Consider the following 26,632-nt stretch of genomic DNA (forward strand, 5'->3'; position numbering starts at 1 on the left):
CATCGATCGCAGCCACTGCCCGCGGATCCGGGTCAGCTGCCCAACATCCCCGACGTGTCGATGACCTGACGGATCGCCCGGCCCGAGGCCAGTTCCTCCAGCGCCGTGTTGATGCTGGTCAGCGGCAGGGTGCCGGTGTGCATCCGCTCCACCGGCAGCCGGCCCGCCCGCCACAGGTCCAGGAACCGGGGAAGGTCGCGACGCGGCACCGCGTCGCCCATGTACGAGCCCAGCAGGGACTTGCCCTCTCCCGCGAACGTCAGCGCCGGGACCTCCAGCACCCGGTCGGGGGCGGGCAGGCCCACCGAGACGGCCGTGCCGCCCCGGGCCACGGCCCTCAGGCACTCGGCCATCACCTTCGGGCTGCCCACTGCCTCGACCGCCAGCTCGGCACCACCACAGGTGAGGTCATGAACCGCCGCGACCGCCTCGCCGGGGGCGCACGCGTGGGTCGCGCCCAGGTGGAGCGCCAGCTCGCGTTTCTCCGGCACCGGGTCCACCGCGATGACCGGGTACGCGCCCGCCGCGCGGGCACCCAGCACCGCGGACAGGCCCACGCCGCCCAGGCCGTAGACCACCGTCGACTGGCCGGGGCGCAGGGCCGCCGTATTGATGACGGCTCCCGCGCCGGTCAGGACCGCGCAGCCGAACATCGACGCCACCGTGAACGGAATGTCCTCCGGGATCGGCACCACCGATTCCTGGGCCACCACCGCGTGCTCGGAGAACGCGGAGACGCCCAGCTGGTGGTGGACCGGGGCGCCGGAGGCATCAGTCAGCAGCGACGAGCCGTGCAGCAGCGCACCCGATCCGTTCGCCGCGGCCGCCCGCGCGCACAGGGCGGGCCGGCCGGCCGCGCAGTCTGCGCAGAAGCCGCAGCTCGGCACGGAGACCAGGGCCACGTGGTCACCGGGGCGGACCCGGCTGACGCCCGGTCTGGTGTCCTGGACGACGCCGACCGCCTCGTGGCCCAGTGCCATCGGCAGCGGGCGGACCCGGTCGCCGTTGACGACCGAAAGGTCCGAGTGGCAGAGCGAGGCGGCGGCGATCCGGACCAGCACCTCGCCTTCGCGCGGGGAGCCCAGCTCCAGCTCCTCCACTTCGACCGGGCGGGTCTCGGAGTAGGGGCGGGCGGTCGACACCCCGCGCAGCACCACCGCGCGGGTCTTCATGCCCGCCCCGCCGGGCGCGGGGCGCAGCGCAGCACGTCACGGCTCTCCAGCAGCGGGACCACCTTGCCGAGAACGATGTCCTGGAAGTGCGGGGTGGCGCAGTGCGCGGTGAAGTCGGCCTCGGACACGTACTCCTCGTACAGCACGATCGCCCGCGGGTCCTCGGTGCCCTGGTGGACGCGGTAGGCGAGGTTGCCCGGTTCTTGGCGGGAGGCGGCGGCCATGGTGTCGAGCAGGGGCAGGACGGTGTTCTCCTCGCCCTGCTTGGTGCGGTAGCGGGCGATGACGACGAAGGACATGGGGGACTTACTCCTGGGGTGGTGCGGCGGGCCTCTTCGGCGCGGTGGGCGGGACCGGTGGAAGCTGGTCCCGGCGCAGGTGCCAGAGGCGGGGGTCGGACGTGGCGGCGGCGACGGACCCGAGTGCCAGCGCGAGCGCCACGTCCGCGGGGGTTTCCACGAAGCCCGCGGCGACCGACGGGGACATCGCGAGCTTTGCCTGCGTGCTCATTCGGGCGATGATCGGGGCGGGCATCACTTCGACCAGGTCCGGCGCTCCGCGCGAGATCGCGTCCGTGGAGCGGCGCAGATTGGACCGGTCGGTGACGAACACCTTCATCATCGTCAGCAGGCCGAGCGGCCGGCCCTTCTCTATCAGCGAGAGCCGGGTGCTGACCACGCCGTGGGCGCCCATGTCCTTGATGAACTCCAGCGCGCCCCGGTCCTGGGCCAGACCGGGGCTGCTGTCCACGTTCACGAACACGGTCTTCCCCGCCCGGCCCAGCGCCGGCACGACCTGGGGCAGCTGCCCCACCGCGAGCGACGCGACGATGCACATCCTGGCCGGTGCGGTCAGGAACTGCCGCAGCAGTTGGGTGCCGACGACCGACGCGACGACCGGGACCTCGGCCAGCGAGGAGGTGAGCCGGGGGTCGAGTGCGGCACCGGATCGGGAGGGGAGAGAGGTCATGGCAAGGGCCTACCTGGGAATCGAGGGTCCGTGGTTGCTGAGGTCAGCTCAGCGGGGATGTACCGAACCGGCTGGGAAGGCCCAGCTTGCCAGGGTTGAGAATGCCGGCCGGGTCCAGGGCTTTCTTCACCGCGACGAACGTCGCGAAGCCCGCTCCGAGGGATACCTCCAGGTAGGGGCCGCGCAACAGGCCGCAGCCGTGGTGGTGGCTGAGCGCCGCGGCGTGCCTGACGAGCACGGCGTTGGCCGCGTCCCACACCTTGCGGTACCAGTCGCGGCGCGACTCGGGCGCCACGTTCCCACGGAGCGAGAAGTAGACGCAGGCGCCGTCGGTGTACGCGTGGGACTGGTGAGCCGAGGCGGCCAGGGTGCCGTCCACCGCCTGGATCGCGGCGGTCACCTCGTCGTAGATCACCGGAAGGTCGGTCCAGGACGCGGCCATCTCCAAGGTGTCGGCGACGAACCCCGGACCGGGCTTGAAGCCGTCGGCGGACTTGCCGACCAGCATCCGCTCGTCCAGCCAGCGCGCGAAGACGGCCTGGCTGTCCAGCTCGGGGCCGTACTCCTCGCAGACCTCCTTCGCCACCTTGATCGAGGCGTCGACGATGGCCGGATCGCCCTCGTCGGCGACGAGCAGGAGATTGGTCCCCGGGTGTCCGAAGTGGGTGCCCGACTCCAGGGTGTCGTACAGGCGCAGGACGGCCGGGGTGGCACCGCGCTGCATGATCCTGCGGCAGGCGTCCAGGCCCTCCGCGAAAGTCCTGAAGCCGTACGCGGCGGCGGCGGCGTACTCCGGCAGCGGGTGGACCCGCAGCCGGGCCGAGACGATGACGCCGAGGGTGCCCTCGGAGCCGACGAACAACTGGCGCAGGTCCGGGCCGACCGCGGCGCGGGCGTAGTCGCCGTACGTGGCCCGCGTACCGTCGGCGTGCACGACGTCGACGCCGACGACCATGTCCTCGATCTTGCCGTACCGGGTGGAGAGCTGGCCGGCGCCGCGGCAGGCGATCCAGCCGCCGACGGTGGAGACGGCGAACGCGGACGGCCAGTGGCCGGTGGTGACGCCGTACTCCTCCTGGAGCTGCTTCTCGAAGAGGTCGCCGAACATGCCCGTCTGGACGTCCACGATGTTCGACTCGGCGTCGAAGCCGATGATCTGGTTCAGTCCGCACACGTCCAGGACGACACCGCCGAAGACGGGGAGCGCGGCGCCGGTGACATTGGAGCGGCCCGCGGACGGGGTGACCGGGATGCCGGCCGCGTGGCAGATCCGCAGCACGGCCGCGACCTGGTCGGCGTCGGCGGCCTCGACGATCACGGCGTTCGGGGTCGCGGGACGGCCCTCGGTCTCGCCGATCATCGAACCGGCCCACCAGTCACGGGTCCGGGTGACGACCTCGTCACGGGAGGTGTGCACCGCGTGCGCGGCCTCGCGCAGCGCCTCGACCACGGTATCGGGGACCTCGACCGGGTCCACCTGGAGCGCGGCCTCGCCGTCGCCGATCGGGGTGTTCCGCGCCCACTTGGCGAAGCTGGGGGCACCAACCGTGTAGTCGCCCCGGTTGAACGGGTGGGTGATGGTCTGACGGCTGATCATGCTGCTGCCCCTTCGAGGAGTACGGACTTTTCGTGACGGACGGCTGCGAGGTACTCGGCGACCGAGCGCTGGACCTCCGTCTCCGTGAGGTTCAGTTCCTGGCCGAGGATCGCGCCGACAGCTTCGGCGGCGTCGACGGAGGCGTCCCGGGCGAACAGCCGGGCACGTGTGCGGCGAGAGAGGACGTCGTCGACCGATCGGGCCAGCTCGGCGCGGGCCGCGTACACGACCTCGGCCTTGGTGTACGGGAGGCCCGTGACGATCGGCTCAGCCAGCGACGGGTCGTCCTGGATGAGATCGCCGACGAAGCGGGCCTCGGTGCCGAAGCGCTCGCCCAGGTGCGCGGCGATGCCACCGGACGCGGCGACCGCCTCGGAGTCGTAACCGGCGCCGCCGAGGAGCGGGAGGTCGGTGGTGCGGCTCCGCCCTCCGCGGCCGAGGACCGTCATCACCTTGTCGATGACGAGTTCGCCCATGTGCCGGCTGGTGGTGAGCTTGCCGCCGGTCACCGTCACCATGCCGGTACGGCCGATGGTGATGTGGTGGTCGCGGCGCATGTCGAGGGTGGCGCCTTCCTTGCCGCCGACCAGCGGGCGCAGACCGCCGATGGAGCCGACCACGTCGTCCGGGGTGAGCTTCCCCTCGAAGGCGGTGTTGGCGCCCTCCAGCAGGAACTCCATCTCCTCGCGGGTGCAGTGCACGTCGTCCGGGGAGCCCTGGTAGTCCTCGTCGGTGGTGCCCAGCACGACGCTGTTGCCCCAGCGGGTGCAGGTCGCGCGGCGGGCTCGGCCGGGGATCGGCACGGTGACCGTGCAGTTGATCCGCACCTTCTCCCACGGCACCACGATGTGGACGCCCTTGGCGGGCCGGACCTGCGGCTTGTGGCCGTCGTCCGCCTTCGCGTCCATCTCGTCGGTCCACACTCCGGTGGCGTTGACGACGGCTCGGGCGCGGATGTCGATGGTGTCGCCGTCCGCCGAGACCCGGGCACCGGACACCTTGCCGCTCTGCATCAGCAGGCCGTCGGCCTTGGCCCCGTTGAGGATCGTCGCGCCGAGCGCGGCGGCGGTGCGGACGATGGTGAGGACGAGGCGGGCGTCGTCGGTGCGTGCGTCGAAGTACATCAGCCCGCCCTTGAGGTTCTCGGCGCGCAACGTCGGCGCCTGGGCGAGAACCTCGGGAATGGTGAGCCGCTGGTGGAGCTTGCCGATCCGCCATCCGCCGACCAGGTCGTATGTCCACAGCAGACCTTCGAAGCCCTTGGCCAGGCGGGCGTCGAAGACACCCTCCTGCTCCAGGATCGGGAAGAGGAACGGCAGCCGGTGCACCAGGTGCGGGGCGTTCTTGCGGAAGCGGTGGCGCTCCAGGAGCGAGTGGCGGACCAGGTTGACGTTGCCCTGCTCGATGTAGCGCAGGCCGCCGTGCACCATCTTCGACGACTTCGACGAGGTACCGGAGGCGAAGTCGTCCTTCTCGACCAGGGCCGCCCGCAGGCCGCGCGAGGCGGCGTCGAGCACCGCGTACGCCCCGGTGATGCCACCACCGATGACGAGCACGTCGTAGGTGTCGTCGGCCAGTCGGCGCTTGAGGGTCGCCCGGTCGAGCAGCAGCGGCGTACGGCGGGTCGCCACGGCGTCGCGCCGCGGTTTCCGGGCGGGCATGGTGATCACAACATCAACTCCTGGTGTTTCGGTTCGACGGCCCCGTCATCGCACGCGGGCCGCCGCAGCGACGGCCGGGGGCCGTCAGAGGGGGGTGTGCGGTTCGGGTGCGCCCTCCCGCAGGGGGAGCAGCGCGGGGCTGTTCAGATGGGCGATCAGCACGTCGCGCCAGGCGGCCCGCTGCTCGGTCCGCTCGGCCGTCGTGATCGACGGCTCGAAGACCTGGCCGTGCGGCTGCGCCTCGACGACCTCTTCGAGCGAGGACCACAGGCCCTGGGCGACCCCGGCCAGGTAGGCGGTGCCGCGCAGGCTGGCGGTGGCGGAGTCGGAGACCCGTTCCAGCGGCAGGCCGGTCAAGTCGGCCTGGATCCGCATGAGCGGGTCGCTGCCACAGACGCCGCCGCCGACCCGGAGCCGGGTGAACGGGGTGCCCATGGTGGCGGCGACCCCGTCGATCAGGTCGCACACCGAGTGTGCGATCCCGTCCAGCACGGCGCGGGCGAGGTCGGCGCGCGTGGTGGCCAGGGTGAGTCCGGTGAGGGACGCGGTGGCCTCGGGGTGCCAGGTCGGCGTACGGATCCCGGCGAGCGCCGGGACGAAACGCGGGGTGCGGCCCGGCCGGGTCGGGACGCGGCCCGCTTCCTCACCGAGTTCCTTCGGCGACGCGAACAGCCCCAGGTCGTCGCAGAGCCAGCGCAGCGCCGAACCCGCGGTGGAGGTGTACGCCTCCAGGCTGTAGTGGCTGATGTCGCCCTGCCGCCGGCCGGGCTGGGCCAGCACCCCGGAGATGTCCGGCCGGGGCAGAGCGGACGTGGTGCCGGTCGCCGCGTCGACGAACGCGCCGGTCCCGTACATGCACATGCCCTGTCCGGCAGCGAGACCGCCGAGCGCGACGAGTGCGGCGTGCTGGTCGCCCATGGAAGCGGCCAGCGGGACGGCGATGCCGAGGACAGCCGGGTCGGTCGTGCCGAATCCGGCGTCATCGGAGCGGAGCCCGGGCAGCAGGTCGAGGGGGAAGCCCAGGTGGTCGATCCATTCCTCGTCCCAGGCGTGCCGCTCCAGCAGGTAGCCACCGGCGGACGCGGCGTTGGTCGGGGTGGTGGCGTGCACGGCGCCGCCGGTGAGGCGCCAGATCAGCCAGGTGTCGACGGTGCCGAAGAGCAGCCGTCCCGCCCGGTGTGCCTCGGCGACCTCCGGGTGCGCGGCGATCTGCCGGGCGGCCCACAGGAACGGGGCGCGGGCGCCGACCGGTCGGCCCTGCCGGGCCAGCAGGGTGGCGTCCCACTCGGCCTCGTATGCGGTGAGCTCGTGCGCGTACCGTCGGTCCTGCCACACCACCGCAGGCAGCAGCGGCCGTCCGGTGAGGCGGTCCCACAGCATCGCCGTGGCCCGCTGGGTGGACAGTGCGACCGCGGTGATCTCGGTGCCCTCCTCCCGGGCCCGGCCGACGGCCCGGCGCGCCACCTCGACGGTCGCGGTCCAGATCTCCATCGGGTCCTGCTCGACGGAGAGGTCGTCCGGATGGCTGACCTTGATCGACCGGTAGAACACCTCGTGCGCGGCGCCCGAGTCGAGGACGACTGCGGCCCGGGTGCCCGTGGTGCCCTCGTCGATGGACAGCACACCGCGCCGTGGTCCGGCGCCGGGGAACGTCTGCGTCATTGCAGCCCTTTCCTGGAGATCATCGCGAGCGAGCTGTAGGGGGAAGGAGGGATATGGGGAGGGAGGGATACGAAGAGGAGGGGACCCTCGTGCGGTGCGGGTGGTCAGTGTGCGGTCACGGAGTGTGCCGCGACGGTGTCGCGGTCCTGGCCGGCGCCCTCGTCGGGCGAGGCGGCCTTCGTCGGGTCCCACTTGACCACCAGGCAGGTGATCAGGCCGAGCAGGGGCACGACGGAGAGCACCAGGAAGGTGTCGGCGAGCCCGAGCGAGTCCTTGATCTGCGGGAACACATACAGCCCGACGACACTGCCGAAGCTGCCGACCATACCCGTGACACCCGTGCCCAGTGCACGGACGTCACTGCTGTAGGAAAGCGCGGCGATGGACTTGCCGTTGGCACCGGGGCCCGCCGAGTGGCAGAGGATGAACAGCACCGGCAGCAGGAACGCCACAGCCGTGGGCACCTTCTCGAAGGTCAGCCCCATCGCGACCAGGGCCACGAAGACCCCGGCGAAACCTGCGGCGGAGCTGAGCCGCAGTCCAAGGCGGCGGCCGAAGTACGCGGACAGCAGCCCGCCCGCGATACCGAAGGCATTGAACACCATCGAGCCGGTGGTGGCCTTCTCGAAGCTCTCACCGAAGATCGTCAGGCTGATCAGCGGGAGGTACCAGCCGACCGCGAAGTACTGCATCGACTGCCCGAGCGAGATCACCGAGGAGAGGACCGTCCGCGGCAGGTACTCGCCCTGGAACAGGAGCCCGGCCTGGCGGAACCCGATGGCGGCTGCCTCGGTGGCGGTACGGGTCGCCTTGTCGGGCGTACCGGCGACGGCTTTGATCCCGTAGATCCTGTCCAGGTTGGCGACGGACTCGTCCAGCCGGCCCTTGTCGGCCAGCCAGGTGGGGCTCTCCTTGAGTATCAGCGCCTGGCTCAGCAGCAGCGCGGCGGCGGCGACCGCGGCCGAGCCGACCGACCAGCGCCAGATGTCGGCGCCGACGTCCAGGTTGAAGAAGACCAGGGCCAGGGCGAGGTTGCTGGTGGTGGCGACGTACCAGACGGCTTGCCACAGGTTGAGCCGACCACGCAGCTTCGCGGGCGTGTACTCGGCGAGCAGCGCCATGGCGACCGCGAAGTCGATGCCGTACGCGACACCCACCAGGACCCGGCCGAGCCAGACGACGGTGAAGTCACCGGCGAACGCGGCGAGCAGGGCGCCCGCCATCGCGAACACCTTGGCGACGAGCAGCGGCGGAACGCGGCCGATGCGGGTGGCGAGCCAGCCGCCGACCGGGTTGAAGATGATCGCCAGGGCCGGAGCGGTGGCCGTGAGGATCGAGACCTGGGTGCTGGTGAGTTCCATCTGGGTGGTCATCGGCCCCAGACCGGCGCTCAGCGCCGCGTTCGAGTAGGCGTCGAGGAACAGCCCGCCGAACACGAGGAACCAGATGATCTGCGCTCGACCAGTGATCTTTCCCAGCCCATCGATGAGCGCAACGACATCGGCGACGCTTCTCACGCTCGGACGTTGTGCCATGAATCCGCCTTCGAGGAAGACCTGCCGGCGGCACGGGGAGCACAGAAAAAGGCACAACGAAGCCACCGACAGGTGGTCTTTGTCTGTGCCTGCCAAAAAACTGCGGAAAGCGCCGCAGCACGTGTACTGCTGGAACTGCCACTTACGTGGTGCAGCGAGGTTAGGAACGAGCCAGGTGAAACGTCAAGGGTTTCAGCCAGGTTACCGGAACGTGACCGACGCGGTGCGACTGCGACTGCGACCGTAGGACCGGGGAAGGCCGGGGAGTACCTCCCCAGGACCCACGGCGGGCCGGGCGGTCCCTCGCTCACTCGGCGCGCTGCGGAACCTCGATCAGCCGAGGCTCCGTGGCCTGCATGCCCGCCTCGACGAGCCGGGTCAACTCCTCCAGCGATTCGACGCGTTGCCCCGCCACGCCGTACCCCTCGGCGATCCGGACGATGTCCACATCGGGGACGTCGAGGTACGGGCCCTCCGGGACACCGAGCACACGGGAGAAGCCGCCCAGTGCCCCGTAGCGCCGATTGTCGGCGACGATGAAGGTCACCGGTATCCGATGGCGGGCGGCGGTCCACAGCGCGGAGGTCGTGTACTGCATGGCACCGTCCCCGATGAGCGCGAGCACCGGCCGGTCGGGCCGGGCGAGCCGGAGCCCGATGGCGGCGGGCATGCCCCACCCCAGTCCACCGGCCGCCGGGAAGAAGCGGGACTTGGGACGGGTCGTGGTCAGCCGGTCGGCACAGCCTGCGCCGGAGGTCCACTCGAAGCTGATCACGGCGTCGTCGGTCTTGCCGTGGTTGATCGCGTCGGTGATCGCCTCGGGGGTGAACGCGGGACCGGAGGTGTCGGCCTCGGGCAGCACCCGGGCCTCGGGCCGGGGCCGGGTGCTGATCGGGACGGTTGCGACCAGGTGCGCCAGGGCGGCGGACGGGTCGCCGATCACCACATGCCCGAAGGGGGCACGCGCCGCCTCGTCGGGATCGTCGGTCACCCCGTACACCGTCACCCCGGCCGGCCGGAAGTCGTCCTTACGGCAGGTCCGCGGGGAGATGGCGCAGGAAGGGCAGCTCGTTGGAGCCCGGATTGCCGAAGACCGCGCCCACGCGGTGCTTGAGCAGGACTTCGCAGAACGACTCACCGACCGTCGCCATGGTTCCTCGCCTCTCACCGGGAGTCCGGTGCGTGTGCGCGTCGCGCATCGGATGGCGGGGCGGCGGCTGCACGCCGGACATGCCAGAGTTCTTTGGACACTAGGTCATCTATAGTTTGGGGGGTCAATATCGGTGATCTCGCTCCGGTGTCCCGGAAGCGCCCCGTCCCGGGCCGGGGGTATCCCCTCGCTCCCGACCCGGAGGGCGGCATGAGGCATTACCTTGACTCTAGGTCTCTAGAGGATTAGGTTGCCGGTATGAGCGTGGATGCCGGGGCGAGAAAGTTCGCCCGCGAAAGGGTCTCGGACCTGATCTTTGAGGACTTGCGCGATCGGATTCTGAGCGGCGCTCTCCCACACGGCGGCAGGTTGCCCGCGGAGCGGGACCTGGCCGCGGAATACGGCGTCAGCGGACAGACGGTACGCGAGTCGATCCGGGCGCTCACCGCCATGGGGCTGGTGACCTCCAAGCAGGGGCGCGGCGCCTTTGTGACGGCCCGCAGCGAGAGCCTGACCGCGCTGTCCCTGTCCTCCGTCATCCAACTGGACAAGCTGGGCGTGAGCGACGTCCTCGGTGTCCTCGGCGCGCTGCTGACCCACGCGACGGCGCTCGGCGTCACCCGCGCCTCGGACGAGGATCTCGCCCAGCTCCGGGAGAGCGCGGAGAACATGCTCGCGCCCAGCCCGGAGAAGTCCGCCGAGAACCTGAGCGTCTTCCTGCGCCGGCTGGCCGCGGTCGGCCACAACCCGCTGCTGGCCGTGCTGTGCGGGTTCCTCATCGACATCCAGGTCCGGCTGGCGTACGAGCTGGGTACCAAGCGGGCCGCCGCGTGGAAGAAGGCCGCCGGACCGCTCCAGGACGACCGCATGGCCCTGGTCGCGGCGATGGAGGCACGCGACGCCGAACGGGCGGTCGCCTGCCTTGAGGTCTACTCCAACCGGATGCGCGAACTGATCGACACCTCGTCACAGTCGAAGCAGTTCCGGCTCACCGACACCGACTTCGCCCGGCTCGTCTCACAGCTGTCGGCGGATCAGAAGAAACTGCTCGACTGATCCTCCAACCCCGGTGGTCCCAAAGCGGCCGCCCGGGTGGGCCCCTGTGGCGCGGGGCCCACCCGGGCAGTCAGGGGAGTGGCCCATGCGAACACCCCACAGTGAATCGGTGCTCTCCCGCACCGTGCGGATCATCGAGGCGTTCAGCCCCGACGAACCGGCTCTCACCGTGTCCGAGATCGCCCGCCGGTCGGGACTGCATGTGGCGACCGCCTCAGGGCTTGTGGGCGAACTGGTGGCGCACGGGCTCCTGGGCCGGGACACCGACCGCAAAGTACGCCTGGGCGTGCGGCTGTGGGAGCTGGTGACCCGCGCGTCCCCCACCCTGTCGCTGCGCGATACCGCCCTGCCCTTCATGGACGGCGTGCACGACGTGGTCGGCCACCATGTCCAGCTCGGCGTCCTCGACGGCGGGGAAGTACTGTTCCTGGAGCGGCTCTCGGCCCCCGGCTCCGTCGTCAACTACACCCGTGTCGCCGGACGGCTGCCCCTGCACGTCTCCTCCAGCGGACTGGTCCTGCTCGCGCACAGCTCCCCGGACATCAAGGAGCGGGCACTCGCGGCACCGCTCACCGTCTACACCTCCGACACCCCGGCCACCCCCGCCCGTCTGAGGTCCCTCCTGGCCGACGTACGGCTCAGGGGATTCGCGTACTGCCCCGGCTTCGTCCACGAGGAGGCGCTCGGCATCGCGGCACCGGTTCGCGCCACGAAGGGCGAAGTCATCGCCGCGCTCTCCGTGATCGTCCCCAACGACGCCACCGGCCGGGCCGTCGTCCCCGTCGTACGGACCGCGGCGCGCGGACTCTCCCGCGCACTCGGCGGCTGACAACAACCCACGGCAGCGTAGGAATTCCCCTCTCACTTGGTGAGAAGCACATCGCGGTCCACCCCCACCCCCACGCATCCTTCCAGCGTTCCTCAGACCGTCCCGCTCCTGCGGGGACCGCCTCGTCCTGGACCTGTGAAGGTCCACACCGATCGCTGGAGCCGCCATGACCGACACCACGGCACCGACCGCGGTGCCGCCCACGAGCGACCAGGACCCGTTCGCCCCCGAGCACCTGCGCAAGCCCGAGCCGCTGCACCGCGCCCTGCGCGAAGCGGGTCCGGTGGTCCATCTGGCGCGCTACGACGTCCATGCCCTGGCCCGCTACGTCCAGGTGCACGCCGCGCTGGTCGACTGGCAGAACTTCGAGTCCGGGGCGGGAGTGGGCCTGGCCGACTTCCGTCACGAGAAGCCCTGGCGGCCGCCCAGCCTGCTGCTGGACGCCGACCCGCCCGGACAGGACGCGCCGCGCCGAGTCCTGCGCGAGATACTCGTCCCGCCCGCCCTGCGCCGGCTCCGCACGGCCTGGCACACGGTCGCCGAGGACCTCGTCGACACCGTATTGGCGCGCGGTGTGCGGACGCGGTCACGCTGGTCGTGGCGCATCTGTGACCGCGCGGGCCGCAAAGCAAGTCACCTAGTATGTGAGTGATCTGTTGACCGTTTCACTTGAGGTGACCTAGTCTTCAAGTGTCTGAGTGCAATGGCCGGGTCCAGCGGTCCGGCACACCAGCGACCGGGGTGCGATGCGCGTCAGGACCGGGCCGCACGAGATCGCGCACCCTCAGTGGGATACGAGCTTCCGGAGAATCACCATGAGTCAAGTCCGCGTGGAGCAGGGCATTCTCGAAGGCAGTGAGAGGCGCGGAGTACTTCGCTTCCGGGGTGTGCCGTATGCCGCCCCGCCCGTGGGAGACCTGCGGTGGGCGTCGCCGCAGCCGCCCGTACCGTGGCAGGGGGCGCGCGACGCGACCGAGTTCGGCCCCGCCGCCATCCAGACCGTCGACTCGGGTCTGGACCTTGGCGCGGAGCCGAGCGAGGACTGTCTCCACCTCAACATCTGGACCACCAGCGTCGACCCGGAGGCCCGGCAGCCGGTCATGGTCTGGATCCACGGCGGCGGCTTCGTCAACTGGTCCGCCTCCATGAGGGACTACCACGGATCCTCCATCGCCCACCGCGGCGTCACCTATGTGTCGTTCAACTACCGGCTCGGCGCGTTCGGCTTCCTCCAGCACCCGGACGCGGACGGCAACGCCGCCGTCCAGGACTGGATCGCGGCGCTTGAGTGGATCTCCCGCAACATCGCCCGGTTCGGCGGTGATCCGGAGAACGTCACCGTCTTCGGCCAGTCCGCGGGCGCGGACGCGGTCCGTACCCTGCTGGCAGCGCCTGACGCGCGGGGCCTGTTCCACCGGGCCATCCTGCAGAGCGCCGGCGTCGAGGGACTGGCCGCGCGCCGGGGACCGGACCGTCGGGAGCGGTTGCTGGCGGCGAGCGCCCGGTTCTGCGAGCAACTGGGCAGCAGCGATCTGGAGTACCTGCGTACCAGGCCGGTGCACGAGGTGCGGATGGCGTCGCTCCGGTCCGCGAGCCTCATGCCGCCGCCCGGTCAGGTGCACACTCCGGCCAATCTGGTCTGGGCCCCGACCGAGGACGGCGAGGTCGTGGGGGAGGACCTGTCCGGCTGGGACCCCGATGTCCCCGTGCTGTTCGGTCACACCCGTGACGAGGGCCGCTTCTTCATCAGGCCGACCGGCCCCTTCGGCGGTCCGCCGTCCGCGGTCGACCCGTCCGAGGTCTACACGCCCGCCACGCTGGAGACCATGGCGGCGGTCCTCGGCGGCGAGCAGGCCGGCGCCATCCTCGCCCAACTCACCGGCACCCCCTACGAGGCACTGGCGCGGCTGTACACGGACGCCCTGTGGACGGAGCCGGTTCTCGCCTCGTACCGTCGGTTCACCGCACTGGGCCGCACGTCGTACAGCTACCGGTTCGACCGGGTCTCGCCGGGCGGTGGCAAGTCGGGCATGCTCGCCTTCCACTGCTCCGACATCCCCTATGTCTTCGGCCATATCACCGCCGGTCAGGGCTACGATGCACAGGACGAACGAGTCTCCGACACCATGCTCCACGCCTGGACGGAGTTCGCCCGCACCGGCGTCCCGCGCAGCCCGGACGGCACCCCCTGGCCTGCGGCCGACGCGACCACACCATTGGTCACGGTCATCGACGCCGAGGCCCACAGCCGTCCGCTGGAGATCGACCCCGTCACCGAGCTGATCCACACACTGCGCGCCACCGCCGGGACGCACTGACCGTATCGACTCGGCGTGTTCCAGGCCGCAGGCCCCGCGCGACCTACGGTTCCCCGCCGACGACGACCGGAGGACGGACCGTCGGCGGGGCACGTTCGAAAGGAGTCACTCATGCCAGCAGCACCACAGCCGCCGACCACTCAGGTCCAGCCGCACGAACTGCCGGAATCCCTGCGCGAAGCGGGCTTGACCAACTGGGTGCGTGAGCCGCTGGACGACGCCGTGGACCAGCGACGGCGTCTGATCGTCCCCCCGGCCGCTGCCACCCTGGGCACTCCCGCCCACGAGCACCGCGAAACCCTCTTCGCCGAAGTGCGCCACCCCGACTCGGTGCTCATGATGGGCGACAGTCCGGCGCTGCCCAAGATGCCCGATGAGCCCACGCTCGCCGACTTCTTCCGCCACCGCATCGCCCTCAGCGGCCTCGGCTCCCTGCACCTTCTGCAGAGTGCCCGGGTGGCCAGGGAGAACGGTCTGGACGAGAAGGTGATCCTGGCCTGTCTGCTGCATGACATCGCCGTGTCCGGACTGCTCTCCGCCAATCACGGTTACTGGGGAGCCCAACTGGTGGCGCCCTATGTCGACGAAGAGGTGGCCTGGGCCATCCAGAAGCACGAGGCGCTGCGCTACTTCGCCGACGAGTCGGTCGGCTACGACTACCCGGACGCGTACATAACTTACTTCGGCGCCGACTACCGGCCGCCCGAGCACACCCGCCGGGACGCCGAGGAAGCGCGCAAGCACCGCTGGTACATGACGGCACGTCTGGTGACCGTCAACGACATCTACTCCTTCGACCGCAAGGTCAAGGTCGAGTTCGAGGAGTTCGAGGACATCGTGGGGCGTCACTTCCGACAGCCTCGTGAGGGCCTGGGCTTCGACGGCTCGCCGGTGGCCCACATGTGGCGCACCATGATCTGGCCCAACAACTTCCTCTGAGCGAGCGAGCGAGCGGGCTGAGCGGAGCGGGCGGCTGCGTGCCATGCGGTCGCCCGTATCGGCATCGCCGCGGCGGCAACGCCCTCCGGTCGAGTCCCGGCCGAAGCGCGTTGCCGCCGCGGCGCATACGTATGTCGGAGACAGCAGAGGAGACAGCAGGTGTCAGGGGAAGTGGTGTCCTCAGGGGCAGCGGGCTCCGAGGCGGCGATGAAGACATGGCAAGGCGGGGAGGTGAGAGGACACCTCCCCGCTGCCGCAGGGTGAAGCCGTGTGCTGCGATGACGCCTGTGCTCTGGTGACCTCAGCCTGCGTCGGGAGTGAAGCCGGCCGCGGTGACAGCGGCGACGGCACACTTCTCGTCGTTGTCGGGAAGGTCGCCGCTGACGCCCACGCCTCCGACGACCTGGCCCTCCGCGTCACGGATCAGTACGCCGCCGGGAACCGGTGCCACTCGCCCGTGGGAGATGGTGTCGAGTGCCGCGAAGAAGGCGGGGGCCAGCTCCGCACGCTTGGCCAGGAGCCGTCCGCCATGGCCCAGGGCCACCGCTCCCCATGCCTTGGCCTGGGCGATCTGGGGGCGCAGCATCCCGTTGCTGCCGTTGTCCCGCTTGAGGACCTGGACGTGGCCGTTGGAGTCGAGCACGGCCACCGTCAGCGGGTTCACACCGAGGGCACGCCCTTCTTCCAGCACCAGGTCCGCGATCTTGGAGGCGATGTCGAGTTGCAGCATGGTGTTCTGCCCTCAGAAGCCGGAGTCGACGTGGATGGGCTGGCCGGGGGCCGGGTCGGGGTCGATCTCGTACTCCTCGGAGGCTTCGTCCGGGATCACCACCGGGGGCATGCCGATCAGGATCAGCTCCAGCTCGCAGGAGTCGGAGGCCGCCAGGGTCAGCCGGTCGTCCGCGTCGGCCCGCAGGGTGCTCAGGTAGCAGAGGTTCTCGCCCTCGCACGCGCCCTCGCCGGACAGCACCGTCAGGATGCGCTCCGCGCCGGGGTCCACCGACGACCACTGGGCGCCGGGGCGCAGCTTGACCATCTCGATCCAGACTCCCCGCTCGGAGAAGGAGCCCAAGAACTTGTGGTCGACGCCCTTGGCCCCGTCGACCGGCAGCCAGTTGAACCGTTTCGGGTCGGCGATGACCGGGTGGTTGTACCGGGGGCGCGGGTACTTCAGACGCTCGCCGAAGACATGCTCCCAGACGGTGTTCAGACCCCACTGGCGCTTGCCCTCGGGGCTGACGTAGAGCGGGCCCTCGAACTTGCCGCCTGCCTGGACCAGCTCCTTCATGGCCTGGCGCCGCTGCTCGATGCTCATGAAGCCGTACCCGGAGGATCCGCCGAACTGCAGTGCCAGGGCGAGCGGCTCACCGGGCTTCAGGTCGGTGAGCGGCGACTCCTGGGGGCCGTAGGACAGGCCCTCGGGGAAGTAGCCGATCTGGCCTTCCTTCAGCTCGACCTTCGGGCCGTACGTGGTGTTGGAGCCGACCAGCGGGATACGGATCTGCTCGAAGTTGTGCCGGTGACGCGGCATGGACCATTCACCGACCTGCTTGGCCAGCACGTACATGTAGTTGTCGGGGGATCCTGGTTCGCCCCGCAGCATGTGCTGGAAGTGCAGGACCCCACTGGGGTGGTCCCTGAACCAGTTGTCGTCGTCAAAGTGCACGATCTGCACGGTGACCTCCACTGATGAACGGAACGTGCGGGTAGTCGAGTCGGCTCACGCGGAAGGTCGGCCCGGTGTGGACCGGCCCCTGAGCGGAGGGGAGATGGGGGCACCTGTCGAGGGCTGCGCCATGACGATTCAAGGTGAGCTCTCGGCTGCGAGATCATCTCCTATTGACTTCAACACTAGGTCACCTAGAGACATGGTGCAAGGCGCCAGTGACCCCGAAGTCGGACGGGATTCGTCGGACAGCTGCCGAGGCACGGGTGCATCCAGGCGGATGGCGGAACCGGGTAAAGGCTGTGGTCCGGGGAGGACTGAGTATGTGGGCCACCCACGGTGACGAGGTCTCCCGGCGGCAAGTCCGCCGTGAACGTACGCCGAACCGCCACGGCTGCCGCGTTCGCGCAGCACACAGTCCACGCCCCGCATGCGGTTCGCACCTCATGAGACGCACCGCCAGGCCAGGGCCGGCCGCGCGGGACCGGCAGCCGACGCGGAACCGGGTCAGCCCCAGAACTCCCGCAGGACGGCGTTGACGGCGGCGGGCTCCTGGGTGTGCGGGTAGTACCCGGGCACCCGCAGGAGGCGGCCCCCGAGGGAGTCCGTGAGGGACTCGGCCACGGCCATGAGGGGGAGCCCCACATGCTCGCGGTACGCGGCCGGCGCGCGCTCCCAGGTTCCGCAGATCACCAGAACCGGCAGGGCGGCGCCCCGGATCGCCTCCAGCGGGATCTCCGCCTCCCAGATGGGCCGCTCTCTCATGGAGGTGGCAACGGCACGGAGCCGGCGCGGCGTGGGCTCGGGCATGGCCATCCCCAGCGCCTCGGTGGACGCACGCAGATACTGGTCCGGCGTGACGCTGTCCGGGATGCCCGGGGCGCCGTCGCGCACCCGGTCGAGGAGGTCGGCGACGACTGGATGGTGGGCGGCGGCGGTGAAGGCGGAGGGCTGGATGAGGGCGAGGGAGCGGACGAGGTCGGGCCGACGCGCGGCGGCGATGAGCGCGGCGACGGCGCCGTTCCCGTGCCCCACGAGGTGGGCGCCGCCGAGTCTCACGGCGGAGGCCGCGTCGTCGAGAACCTTCACGACGTCCTCGGCGTCGACGTCGAAGTCGCTGCGCGCGGTGTCCGGGCTGTCGCCGTAACCCCGGCGATCCATCAGGAGGAGCCGCCGGCTGTCCGCGAGGGGCCGCTGCCCGGCGAACCCGTACGTGGAGTCGCTGCCCCAGGTGAAGATGTTGTGGATGAAGAGGGCGGGGGCGGCAGTGGCCGCCGGGGCCATTGGGACCGTCGAAGCTGTCGAGGCCCGGCGTTCTCCGACCCGGTCGCGGTCATCCCACACGGTCACGTGCACCGCCATTGGCCACCCTCCCGGAGCTGCGGAACATCAACTCCCATGAGACTAGACCGCAAGCCACGGCCGATGCGTGTGGTGGACGTTCGGGGGCCGATGCGTGTGGTGGACGTTCGGGAAAGTGGTCACCGTCCGGCTGGCCGTGCGCCGGGTCCATGACCGGGCCGAGCCCGCCGTTGTGGGAGAGCAGGGTGAACTGTCGCCGGTCTGGCGCTGCCACCCGTTCCTCACCGACGCCCCCGCTCCGACGCTCCAGGCGCCGCCGCAACTGGCCACGCCGGATGCGGGCCAGGACGGCAGCGAGAAGGGCCCGGTCCAGAGAGTGAACTCTTCGTTGTCCACGTCGAGTTGCTGCTCGGACCACGGTGAGCTGGGGCGTAGGGCCGGGGCGTCGTCACGGCGAGGTGGGCCCGGCCGCTTGGCCCAGCCCGTGTGTGATCGCGGCTGCCGCTCCGCCGAGTCTTGGTGCGAGCGTCTTCAGTTTCCTGATGCCCCAGCGGTCGCTCGGGCCGACGACCGCGACCGCCGCGATCGGCCTTCCTCGCCGGTCGTTGATCGCCACGCTGATGGAGCGGACCTGCGCCTGGTATTCGCCTCGGTCGAGTGCGAAGCCGCGGATCCGTACCCGCTCCAGCTCGTGCTGGAGGGTTGTGAAGTCGGGGACGGTATGCCGTGTCAACCGGTGCAGTTCGTCGGGAAACTGGGCGCGCAGCGCCGCATACGGCATCTGTGCCAGGAGCGCCTTTCCGCCTGCGGTGGCGTATGCGGGAATTCTCAGTCCGGTGCGGGTGGCGACGCTCGGGCAACGGCGGGAGGGAAGTCCGTCGATGAAGAGTGCCTCGGCCCCGTCGAGGACGATGAGGTCGACCGTCTCGTTCAGTTCGGAGCGCAGGCGGACGAGGAAGGGGTGGCAGAGGGCGCGCAGGTCGTGTTCGCCGTGCGACTGCTTGCCGAGGTGCAGGGCGGCGTCGCCGAGGCGGTACCGGCGCGACTGTTTGTCCTGCGTGACGAACCCGTGGACCCGCATGATGTTCAGCAGGCGGTGCGCGGTGGACACCGCGACGCCGAGTTCCCTGCTGACGTCCGAGACGCCCATCGACTCACACGAGCCGAGGAGCAGCAGAATCCGGAGAGATTTGCTCACCGAGTCGTTGTGATCATCCTGAAGCGTACTTTTCGGCATTGTGGAAATCGTCACTCCTGTTGTTGACCGGCGTTTAATTCCTTTCCTAGGTTGTGGGTCGGGAAGCTGATTACCGCTTTGTGATTCGATGGGAATCAACGAGGGCGGTATTTCATTTTGGTTCGTCGGTTTTCCGCCGTTCATGATACGCGTGTCCAAGTGCCTCCGGGAGGCAGCGAACAGATGAGAGATATTAAAATCGACTCCGTCGAGCTCGGACGGGGCGGCGCGAAGGTGGGCATGCAGGGGCTCGGCTGTATGAGTCTCGGTGCCGGCCCCGAGGCCGACACCGTGGCGCAGCGCGCCACCCTGGAGGCCGCCTTGGCCGGAGGTGTCACTCTCTTCGACACCGCAGATGTCTACGGCTCCGGTGCCAGCGAGGAGTTCCTCTCCTCCTTCGTACGGGACCACCGCGACGAGATCGTGCTCGCCACCAAGTTCGGCAGGGTCCGCCGTACGGCGGAAGACGGCGGCCGGCGGCCCGTCCGCAACGACCGGGCCTACATACGCCAGGCGGTCGAAGCCAGTCTGCGCCGGCTCGGCACCGACGTGATCGACCTCTACTACATGCACCGTAGGGACGGACGGACACCGCTGTCCGAGTCCGTCGGCGCCATGGCGGAACTGGTCGACGAGGGAAAGGTGCGCCGCCTCGGCCTGTGCGAGGTATCGGGTGCCGAACTGCACGAAGCCCATGCCATCCATCCCATCAGCGCGGTCCAGTCCGAATGGTCACTGTTCGCCCGCGACGTGGAGGATTCCCTGGTCGCCGCCGCGGCCGGACTCGGCGTGGCCGTCGTGCCCTACTCCCCGCTCGGGCGCGGTTTCCTCGCGGGCATGTTCACCGACGCGACGGCCGAACTCGACAGCAGCGACTACCGCCGCCACCACTCCCGCCTGACCGGAGAGAACGCACGGGCCAACGCGACGCTGCTGGAGCCCGTACGCGCGGTCGCGGCGGCCCACGAGGCCACCCTCGGTCAGGTTGCGCTCGCCTGGGTGCAGCAGCGCGCGGAGGTGCACGGGTTGATCTCCGTGGTGCCCATCCCGGGTACGCGCAAGGCGGGCCGGGTGGCGGAGAACCTCCGGGCCACCCGGCTGACCCTGAGCGAAGCGGAACTCGCGGAACTTGAGCCGTTGGCCGCCCGGGTCGTGGGCGACCGTTTCACCGGCATGTCCCGGCCCCCGGCCGCCCGCGGCTAGGACCTGTCCGGTCGATCAAGCCGCAGGACGCAACGAGGACTTGTGAGCCCGGGTGGGCGCCCCTCGCTCCCGCGCGGCCTTGTGGGCTCGGTGGAGCAAGGGGCACCCACGGCCGTCCGGGGGCGCGGGCCGCCACAGGGCCTTCCACCCGGACCGCCCTCGTAACGGATGTACTCGCCCTGGAACCCGGGTCACGGAGGTCACACCCGTCGGATCCGACCTGGGTGTGTGCTACGCGCCGGGTTCGTCCGGGGCGTAGGCGATCGGGCCCGACGGGTGCAAGGTGTCGGCTGCTGCCGGCCGGACGCGTGGCCCGCGCAGGATGTCCCAGAGCCGGACGACGACCGCCAGGCCGATGAGGACGGCGCTGCTCGTCATCCCGAACGAGGCGGCTTTGAACACGTCGCCGTGCCAGTGGGAGAGACCGGTCGAGTAGAGCGTGAGCGCCAGTGGCGTGCCCATCGACTGCCCGACACGCATGGCGACCTGGTAGACGCCGGCGGCCGTACTCGCCTCCGCCTTCGGTACCTCGGCCAGCGCGAGCGTCTGGTTCGGGGCGATGATGAGTCCGGAGCCGAGGCCGCTGATGGTGAACGGCGCAATGAGCACCAGCACGTCGTCGCCGCCGAGTCTCCTGGTCACCAGGAGCGCCGACAGGGCGACGCCCACCGTGACCGCCACGCATCCGCAGACCACGATCCAGCGGCCGTAGCGGTGGACCAGCCGGCCGCCGATCAGGGCGGCGATCGCGCTGGAGAGCCCGAACGGGACGGTCGTGGCCGCCGAGGAGAACGCCGAGTTGTGCAACCCGTTCTGCAGATACAGGTGCGTCAGCAGGATCATGCCCGGATAGCCGGCGAAGAAGAACATGACGGTGAGCGCGCCGACCGAGTAGCTGCGGATACCCAGCAGGCCCAGGCGCATCAGGGGACTGCGGCCGGCGCGTTCGAGACGCGTCTCCCACCGGCAGAAGCCGGCCAGCAGAACGGCCCCCACGGCGATCAGCCACCAGGCGGGGTGCGCGCCCTCGGCGCCCGCCTGGATCAGCGGGTACATGATCGAGACGATGGACAGGCCGAGGAGCGCCGTTCCGACCAGGTCGAGCCTGGTGGTACGTCCGCCCGAGTCGTCCGGCAGCAGGAAGTACCCGAGGACCAGCGCGGCCAGAGCCATGATCACGCTCGGGCCGAAGACCAGACGCCAACTGTGGACGGAGTCGATCAGCGCGCCGCCGATCAGGGGCGCGACGACCGCGGAGAGGGAGATCGCCGAGGAGTACACACCGAACGCACGTCCCCGCTCCCTGCCGCCGAACGTCAGCTGGATCAGTCCGACGATCTGCGGCAGGGCCAGGCCGGCTATGCAGCCGACAAGGGTTCGTGCCACGGCCAGCCAGGTGCCGCTCGGTACGATGTTGCAGGCCGCGGTCGCGACGACGAACAGCGACGACGAGACCAGCAGGACCCTGCGGCGTCCGTGGTCGTCGCCCAGACGGCCGCCCATGACCAGGGTCAGGGCCAGGGCCAGGACGTAACCGGAGACGGCCCAGGTGGCCTGGGTCGACGTCAGTTGCAGGCCGCGTTCGATGGTCGGCAGCGCGACCGTGATCATGTTGTTGTCGATCTGGACCGCGTAACCGGCCAGCAGGCACACGATCATCACGCGTCTGAACCGGGTCAGGTTGCCGACCGCGGAGGGGGAGGAGGGAGTGGGACAAGCTGATGTCGTCATTGGTCATCAACTTCTCGTCTGTGTCCGCCATGTGGCAGGGGCGGATGGAGGTAAGGGAGTCAAGGGAGTTCGGGGGCCGCTCCGGTCCATGGCCGGTCGCCTCGGCCGGCGTCGGCGACAAAACCCGCCTGTTCGATGGCGTGGACCGCGCAGGCGTCGTTCTCGTCCGCGTGGTCGCCGCTGACACCGACGGAGCCGACGATCTCTCCCCCGGCGGTCCGGATGAGCACGCCGCCCCGGGATCCCGTGACCCTGCCGCCCGAGACCGACGCCATGACCGGGATGTACAGCGGATCGCGGTCCGCGTGGGAAGCGAGCCTCCCGCCGCCCCGGCCGAGGCCCAGGGGACCCCAGGCCTTGGCATGGGCGAAGTCGGTCATGAGGATTCCGGTGCCGGGCTCGTGTTCGGCCACGAGCACGTGTCCGCCGGCATCCAGTACGACGACCGAGAGCGGCTGGTGGTCCAGTCGCCGCGCTCTTTCGAGAGCCGCGTCCACGATGCCCGCAGCCTGGCTGAGGCTGAGCCGTGAAGCCACGGTGAGCGATCCCCTTCAGCCGGCGTCGGGCACGAAGCCCGCCTGCTCGATGCCGTGGACCGCGCACTCCTCGTCCTGCTTGGCGTGCGCGCCGCTGATGCCGACGGCACCGATGATCTCGCCTTCGGCGGTACGGATGAGGACACCGCCCCGGGAGGTGGCGATCCTGCCGTTCGAGATCGAGGCGAGCGCCGAGAAGAACACCGGGTTCTTGGCGGCGGCATCCGCGAGCCTGGCCCCGCCTCGGCCCATGCCGAGCGTTCCCCATGCCTTGGCGTGGGCGATGTCCATGCGCAGCAGCCCCGTGTTGTCCTCGTGCTTGGCCACGAAGACATGACCGCCGTCGTCGAGGACGACAACCGCGACGGGCTCCAGTTCCAGCTCCCGTGCTTTTCCGAGCGCCGCATCGACGATGCCGGACGCCTGGGCGAACTTCAGTTTCGGCACGAATACTCTCCTTCTTCTCCGCAGAGCGGATTGACGGCTCGATGCTTGATGGGCAGGTGAGTCCTGATGGCCCGGCGCTGTATCACGCGGTGCCGGGGAATCAGGCCCGCCGGTCCCCGATGACGTTCTGGATCTCCCGTACGTCCTCGAACTGAGTGACATTGCCGTGGCCGTCGACGACGTCGAAGAGGGCGGTTTCGACCTCCGGGGCGGGTACCGGGGGCAGCCCGATGAGGAAGATTTCGAGCTCGTCCACGGCGGTGATGCGCAGTTCCTCACCCGCATCGGCCTGCACGGCGCCCATCCAGCTGATTCCCGTGCCCTCTGCCTGCCCGGTCCCGGAGAGCACGGCCATGACGCGCCGGGCGCGGGGATCTGTGGAGGTCCAGGTGGCGCCGGGAGCGATCCGCACCAACTCCACCCATGTCCGACGCTCGGTGAACGAGGCGATGTACTTGTTGTCGACGCCCTTCTGGTCCGGCAGCGGGATCCAGTTGTAGGACTTCGGGTCGGCGACGACGATGTCCCGGTACCGGGGGCGGGGGAACTTGATCCGCTGCACCTCGGGCCTGGGCGCGGGGTCCCCCGGCCGCCGCTTCGCGATCGCCATGCCCCGGCCGGAGGCGCCGCCGAACTGGAGCACCAGACACAGCCGTTCGCCCAGTTTCGCGTCGCCCAGCGGGTCGTCCTGGGGCCCGTAGGTCACGCCCTCAGGGAAGTACCCGATCTCGCCCGCACGCAGCCGGCCCTGCTCTCCCACGTTCATGTCGCCCACCAGGGGCAGCCGAATCTGGTCGAACGTGTGCCGGTGCCGCGGCATTTCGAACCGCTCCACGTCCTGCCGTCCCAGGGTGAAGCGGAAGTTCTCGGGGGATGCCGGGTCGCCCCCCGAGAGCAAATAATTGAACGCGATTCCACGCGGGTGCTCCTTGACCCAGGCTTCCTCGTCGTAAGGTACGACCTTCACGTTCGTACTCCCTTCGGGAAAAGAGGTGTCCGGGTACTGCGAAGTCCGGTTCGGCACGCGGAATTCACGCTGTTTCGCCGACCGTTGATTTCCCGGACACGCACTGAGGTTAGGAGTGGGGTTCGTGGAGGGACAAGAAAGACCGGGCTACTTTTCCACGATGCCGAAAACCAGCACTACGAAGGCGCGGGAGTATCATGGAAATCGGCACGGCAACCCTGCGGATCAGGAGATCTCCCGGGTTGCGCTCGGCTGCCCCGGCACAGTCACCGAGCCAGTGGGCGCGGCCGAGGCAGTACGAACGGACCGTCGAAGGACGCCCGTAGTCACGCGACCTGTGAAAGATCGTTTACGGGACGGACCTCAGCCGTGGACGACCTTGAAGAGGGTGGCGTCACGGTAGGCGGCGAGGGCTTACCTGCGCTCGGTCTTCACGGCGTGTGCGACCTGGTCGTCGGCGTGGCCGAGAAACCGCCGCAACTGGTCAGCGTGGTCAGCGCTCTCCTCGATCAGCCGCAGTGCGGGCCCACTCGCCCAGCACGGGGACGCAGCGCTCGGCGAAGTACTCGTAATCGGCGGCGGTGTTGTACACGTGCGTGGACAGCCGGAGGTAGCCGATGCCGTCGAAGCTGGTGAACGCCGCCGCGACGCCCAGCTCACGGGCGACCCGGTCGCGTAGCCCGTCGGCCTCCAGACGGGTGGTGGCGAGCCCGTCCGGCAGCCGGACCAGCCGCAGCGCATCGACTGGCATGCCGACGTCCACCGGCTCGTGCTGGCCGGTCAGTTCAGCGAGCGCGTCGCCGACGACATGCTGCGCGTAGTCGGCGAGATCACGGATGTAGTTCCGCGCGGTCCGCCAGCCCCAGGTGTCCTCGATGAAGTCGAGTGCCGCGGGCGTCGCGAGGTAGCTGGTGGCGTCCAGGGTGCCCTGGCTGTCGAACCGGTCGGGGAACGGCTCCTCCGCGCCCCAGGAGTCGATCAGCGGGTAGAGCGCGTCGCGCAAGGGCGAGCGGGCCACCAGCACCGAGGATCCGCGTGGAGCACAGCCGAACTTGTGGATGTTGCCGATCCAGAAGTCGCAGTCCAGGCCGTGCAGCGGATCTTCCAGCAGACCGGGTACGTGCGCCCCGTCGACCAGGAGCGGGATGCCGCGGCGCCGGGCTTCGGCCCCGATCCGCTCCACCGGCATGCGGCGGGCCGTGGCGGAGGTGATGTGGTCCACCACGATCAGCCCGGTCAGATCGCCTACCTGGCTCATCACGGCTTCGTAGGCCTCGTCCTCGCCGGCAGCGAGCGGCACGTGCACCGACCGTACGCTGCCGCCCCAGCGGCGGGCGAGCCGCTCGGCGCCCATGCTCACGGCACCGTAGCCATGATCGGTGACCAGGATCTCGCCGCCGGGCCGGGTGGGCACACTGTTGTAGACGACACTCGCGCCGCCGCTCGCGTTCGGCACGAGGGCCAGGTCCGTCACCGCGACCCGCAGGAACCCGGCGATCGCGCTGCGGGCCTCGGCGATCCGTGCGGCGAGGTGCGGGAACCACACGCCGGGATTGCTGTCCATCTCCCCGCGCAGTTCGGCCTGCATGTCCTGGGCCGCGATCGGGACGGCACCGAAAGACCCGTGGTTGAGGTGTCTGATCCGCGGGTCCAGAGACCAGGCGGCCGCCGCGGGTCTGCCGTCCGCCAGGAGAAGGGGACGGGGCGCGGTGATGAGATCGGTCTTGCTCACGTTGCTCCAGGAGACATGTCATCGGACGCATATCGAAAGATATCTGATGTGTTGCTGCATGCTGGCAGGGGGTCCGCGAGAAGACAAGGTTCATTGGGGCAATTGTCTGATGACTCTCAGGGGTTCCGCGAAGAGGTCGGACAATGAATCGGGGTGGCCGGTAGGATGGGCATGGCTCGACGGCAGCCGTCGAGCCATGGAGGAGGACGGTATGTCCGCAGTCGACAGGGCGGTCGATGGCCTACGGCGCATGATCTCCAGCGGCCGCCTCAGTGCCGGGGACCGCCTTCCGCCGGAGAGCGACCTGTGTGCGGAACTCGGCATCTCGCGCAGCTCACTGCGTGAGGCCGTCCGCATGCTCGCCGCGCTCGGGGTGGTCGAGTCCCGGCATGGATCGGGCACGTTCGTCTCGCAACTGCGGCCCGCCGAGATGATCGGCAGCCTGTCGCTGACGGTCGAACTCCTGCCGCTGGACGGCGTTCTGGAACTGTTCGAGGCCCGGCGCGTCCTGGAGGCGCACGCCGCGGCGCAGGCGGCGGCGAGGATCACCCCCGATGAGCTGACGGCGCTCGTCGCGATCATGGAGGCGTTGGAGGCCACGGACGATCCGGACGAGGGGAGCGAACTCAATCACCGGTTCCACTCCGAGATCGCCCGCATCGCGGGCAACCCCTCCATCGAGTCACTGCTGGCGGTCCTCAGCGATCGTTCCCGCGCCTACCAGGTGTACCTGCTTCCGGAAGGCCCAGCGATGAAACGCGAGAGCGACGCAGGCCACCGGGCCATCGCCGAATCACTCACCCAGCGTGACCCGGCCGCCGCCGCAGCTGCCGCCGCCGCTCACCTCGCCTGCTCGGCGCGCTGGCTGGAAGCCTGCCGACCACCGGTGATCGATCGGGGTTCATCGACCGCGGTGTAGCGCG

The 26,632-nt window shown here is 69.9% G+C and carries 25 protein-coding genes; 7 read left to right on the plus strand and 18 right to left on the minus strand.

The window, feature by feature from the left end; genetic code table 11:
* Window positions 1-32: 32 nt before the first annotated feature.
* From ACFC09_RS17380 to ACFC09_RS17420, 9 genes are all read right to left on the minus strand, one after another.
* Window positions 33-1,172, minus strand: coding sequence for a zinc-binding dehydrogenase (locus ACFC09_RS17380; protein ID WP_376528695.1), 1,140 nt, complete (start codon window positions 1,170-1,172; stop codon window positions 33-35).
* Window positions 1,169-1,471: a putative quinol monooxygenase gene (locus ACFC09_RS17385; protein WP_376528697.1), complete on the minus strand. Its 303-nt coding sequence runs from the start codon at window positions 1,469-1,471 to the stop codon at window positions 1,169-1,171. Before ACFC09_RS17385 ends, ACFC09_RS17380 begins: the two co-directional genes overlap by 4 nt.
* Window positions 1,472-1,478: 7 nt before the next feature.
* Entirely contained in the window at window positions 1,479-2,141 is a 663-nt protein-coding gene (locus tag ACFC09_RS17390) for a glycerol-3-phosphate responsive antiterminator (RefSeq protein ID WP_376528700.1), read from the minus strand.
* A 43-nt stretch (window positions 2,142-2,184) separates the two neighbouring features.
* Window positions 2,185-3,738 (minus strand): FAD-binding oxidoreductase, encoded by a 1,554-nt coding sequence (locus ACFC09_RS17395; protein WP_376528702.1) that lies wholly within the window; start codon window positions 3,736-3,738, stop codon window positions 2,185-2,187.
* On the minus strand, window positions 3,735-5,408 hold the full coding sequence (locus ACFC09_RS17400) for an FAD-dependent oxidoreductase (protein ID WP_376528704.1): 1,674 nt from the start codon (window positions 5,406-5,408) through the stop codon (window positions 3,735-3,737). The genes ACFC09_RS17395 and ACFC09_RS17400 overlap by 4 nt, the downstream gene beginning before the upstream one ends.
* 75 nt (window positions 5,409-5,483) lie before the next feature.
* The gene (locus ACFC09_RS17405) at window positions 5,484-7,061 is read right to left on the minus strand and encodes an FGGY family carbohydrate kinase (RefSeq protein ID WP_376528706.1); all 1,578 of its coding nucleotides are present in this window, start codon (window positions 7,059-7,061) and stop codon (window positions 5,484-5,486) included.
* A 104-nt stretch (window positions 7,062-7,165) separates the two neighbouring features.
* Window positions 7,166-8,596: an MFS transporter gene (locus ACFC09_RS17410; RefSeq protein ID WP_376528709.1), complete on the minus strand. Its 1,431-nt coding sequence runs from the start codon at window positions 8,594-8,596 to the stop codon at window positions 7,166-7,168.
* A gap of 307 nt (window positions 8,597-8,903) precedes the next feature.
* The gene (locus tag ACFC09_RS17415) at window positions 8,904-9,587 is read right to left on the minus strand and encodes a thiamine pyrophosphate-dependent enzyme (protein WP_376528711.1); all 684 of its coding nucleotides are present in this window, start codon (window positions 9,585-9,587) and stop codon (window positions 8,904-8,906) included.
* 37 nt (window positions 9,588-9,624) lie between these two features.
* Window positions 9,625-9,747: a hypothetical protein gene (locus ACFC09_RS17420; RefSeq protein WP_376528714.1), complete on the minus strand. Its 123-nt coding sequence runs from the start codon at window positions 9,745-9,747 to the stop codon at window positions 9,625-9,627.
* Window positions 9,748-10,070: 323 nt separating this feature from the next.
* On the opposite strand from ACFC09_RS17420, the gene ACFC09_RS17425 reads away from it, so the two are divergent.
* From ACFC09_RS17425 to ACFC09_RS17445, 5 genes are all read left to right on the plus strand, one after another.
* A complete protein-coding gene (locus ACFC09_RS17425) occupies window positions 10,071-10,802 on the plus strand; it encodes a FadR/GntR family transcriptional regulator (protein ID WP_376528717.1) in 732 nt (243 codons plus the stop codon).
* 85 nt (window positions 10,803-10,887) lie between these two features.
* Window positions 10,888-11,631 (plus strand): IclR family transcriptional regulator, encoded by a 744-nt coding sequence (locus tag ACFC09_RS17430; protein WP_376528720.1) that lies wholly within the window; start codon window positions 10,888-10,890, stop codon window positions 11,629-11,631.
* Window positions 11,632-11,797: 166 nt separating this feature from the next.
* On the plus strand, window positions 11,798-12,283 hold the full coding sequence (locus ACFC09_RS17435; protein WP_376528722.1) for a hypothetical protein: 486 nt from the start codon (window positions 11,798-11,800) through the stop codon (window positions 12,281-12,283).
* 163 nt (window positions 12,284-12,446) lie between these two features.
* Window positions 12,447-13,949: a carboxylesterase/lipase family protein gene (locus ACFC09_RS17440; RefSeq protein WP_376528725.1), complete on the plus strand. Its 1,503-nt coding sequence runs from the start codon at window positions 12,447-12,449 to the stop codon at window positions 13,947-13,949.
* A 111-nt stretch (window positions 13,950-14,060) separates the two neighbouring features.
* Window positions 14,061-14,888, plus strand: a complete 828-nt coding sequence (locus ACFC09_RS17445; RefSeq protein ID WP_376528728.1) for a hypothetical protein — start codon at window positions 14,061-14,063, stop codon at window positions 14,886-14,888.
* Window positions 14,889-15,189: 301 nt separating this feature from the next.
* Here ACFC09_RS17445 and ACFC09_RS17450 read toward each other — a convergent pair whose 3' ends face one another.
* The 4 genes from ACFC09_RS17450 to ACFC09_RS17465 all read right to left on the minus strand — a co-directional run bounded on the left by ACFC09_RS17450 (window position 15,190) and on the right by ACFC09_RS17465 (window position 19,054).
* Entirely contained in the window at window positions 15,190-15,618 is a 429-nt protein-coding gene (locus ACFC09_RS17450) for a heme-binding protein (protein WP_376528730.1), read from the minus strand.
* A 12-nt stretch (window positions 15,619-15,630) separates the two neighbouring features.
* Window positions 15,631-16,563 (minus strand): hypothetical protein, encoded by a 933-nt coding sequence (locus tag ACFC09_RS17455; RefSeq protein WP_376528733.1) that lies wholly within the window; start codon window positions 16,561-16,563, stop codon window positions 15,631-15,633.
* A 498-nt stretch (window positions 16,564-17,061) separates the two neighbouring features.
* Complete coding sequence (locus ACFC09_RS17460) at window positions 17,062-17,916, minus strand: alpha/beta fold hydrolase (protein WP_376528735.1); 855 nt, start codon at window positions 17,914-17,916, stop codon at window positions 17,062-17,064.
* A 388-nt stretch (window positions 17,917-18,304) separates the two neighbouring features.
* A complete protein-coding gene (locus tag ACFC09_RS17465; protein WP_376528737.1) occupies window positions 18,305-19,054 on the minus strand; it encodes an IclR family transcriptional regulator in 750 nt (249 codons plus the stop codon).
* Window positions 19,055-19,276: 222 nt separating this feature from the next.
* Here ACFC09_RS17465 and ACFC09_RS17470 point away from each other — a divergent pair, with 222 nt between their 5' ends.
* Window positions 19,277-20,296: an aldo/keto reductase gene (locus ACFC09_RS17470; RefSeq protein ID WP_376528740.1), complete on the plus strand. Its 1,020-nt coding sequence runs from the start codon at window positions 19,277-19,279 to the stop codon at window positions 20,294-20,296.
* A gap of 231 nt (window positions 20,297-20,527) precedes the next feature.
* On the opposite strand, the gene ACFC09_RS17475 is transcribed toward ACFC09_RS17470, so the two are convergent.
* The 5 genes from ACFC09_RS17475 to ACFC09_RS17495 all read right to left on the minus strand — a co-directional run bounded on the left by ACFC09_RS17475 (window position 20,528) and on the right by ACFC09_RS17495 (window position 25,709).
* Window positions 20,528-22,027: an MFS transporter gene (locus tag ACFC09_RS17475; protein WP_376528742.1), complete on the minus strand. Its 1,500-nt coding sequence runs from the start codon at window positions 22,025-22,027 to the stop codon at window positions 20,528-20,530.
* 59 nt (window positions 22,028-22,086) lie between these two features.
* A complete protein-coding gene (locus tag ACFC09_RS17480; protein ID WP_376528745.1) occupies window positions 22,087-22,563 on the minus strand; it encodes a heme-binding protein in 477 nt (158 codons plus the stop codon).
* 15 nt (window positions 22,564-22,578) lie between these two features.
* Window positions 22,579-23,010, minus strand: coding sequence for a heme-binding protein (locus ACFC09_RS17485; protein ID WP_376528748.1), 432 nt, complete (start codon window positions 23,008-23,010; stop codon window positions 22,579-22,581).
* A 100-nt stretch (window positions 23,011-23,110) separates the two neighbouring features.
* Window positions 23,111-23,977 (minus strand): hypothetical protein, encoded by an 867-nt coding sequence (locus ACFC09_RS17490; protein WP_376528750.1) that lies wholly within the window; start codon window positions 23,975-23,977, stop codon window positions 23,111-23,113.
* Window positions 23,978-24,470: 493 nt separating this feature from the next.
* Window positions 24,471-25,709, minus strand: a complete 1,239-nt coding sequence (locus tag ACFC09_RS17495) for an aminotransferase class V-fold PLP-dependent enzyme (protein WP_376528753.1) — start codon at window positions 25,707-25,709, stop codon at window positions 24,471-24,473.
* A gap of 211 nt (window positions 25,710-25,920) precedes the next feature.
* On the opposite strand from ACFC09_RS17495, the gene ACFC09_RS17500 reads away from it, so the two are divergent.
* Window positions 25,921-26,628 carry a FadR/GntR family transcriptional regulator gene (locus ACFC09_RS17500; RefSeq protein ID WP_376528756.1) on the plus strand — a complete coding sequence of 236 codons (708 nt, stop codon included), beginning with the start codon at window positions 25,921-25,923 and terminating at the stop codon, window positions 26,626-26,628.
* The last annotated feature ends 4 nt before the right edge of the window (window positions 26,629-26,632 follow it).

Origin of the sequence: Streptomyces sp. NPDC056161, from assembly GCF_042268025.1 — a bacterium.
In the GTDB taxonomy this organism is placed as follows: Bacteria; Actinomycetota; Actinomycetes; order Streptomycetales; family Streptomycetaceae; genus Streptomyces.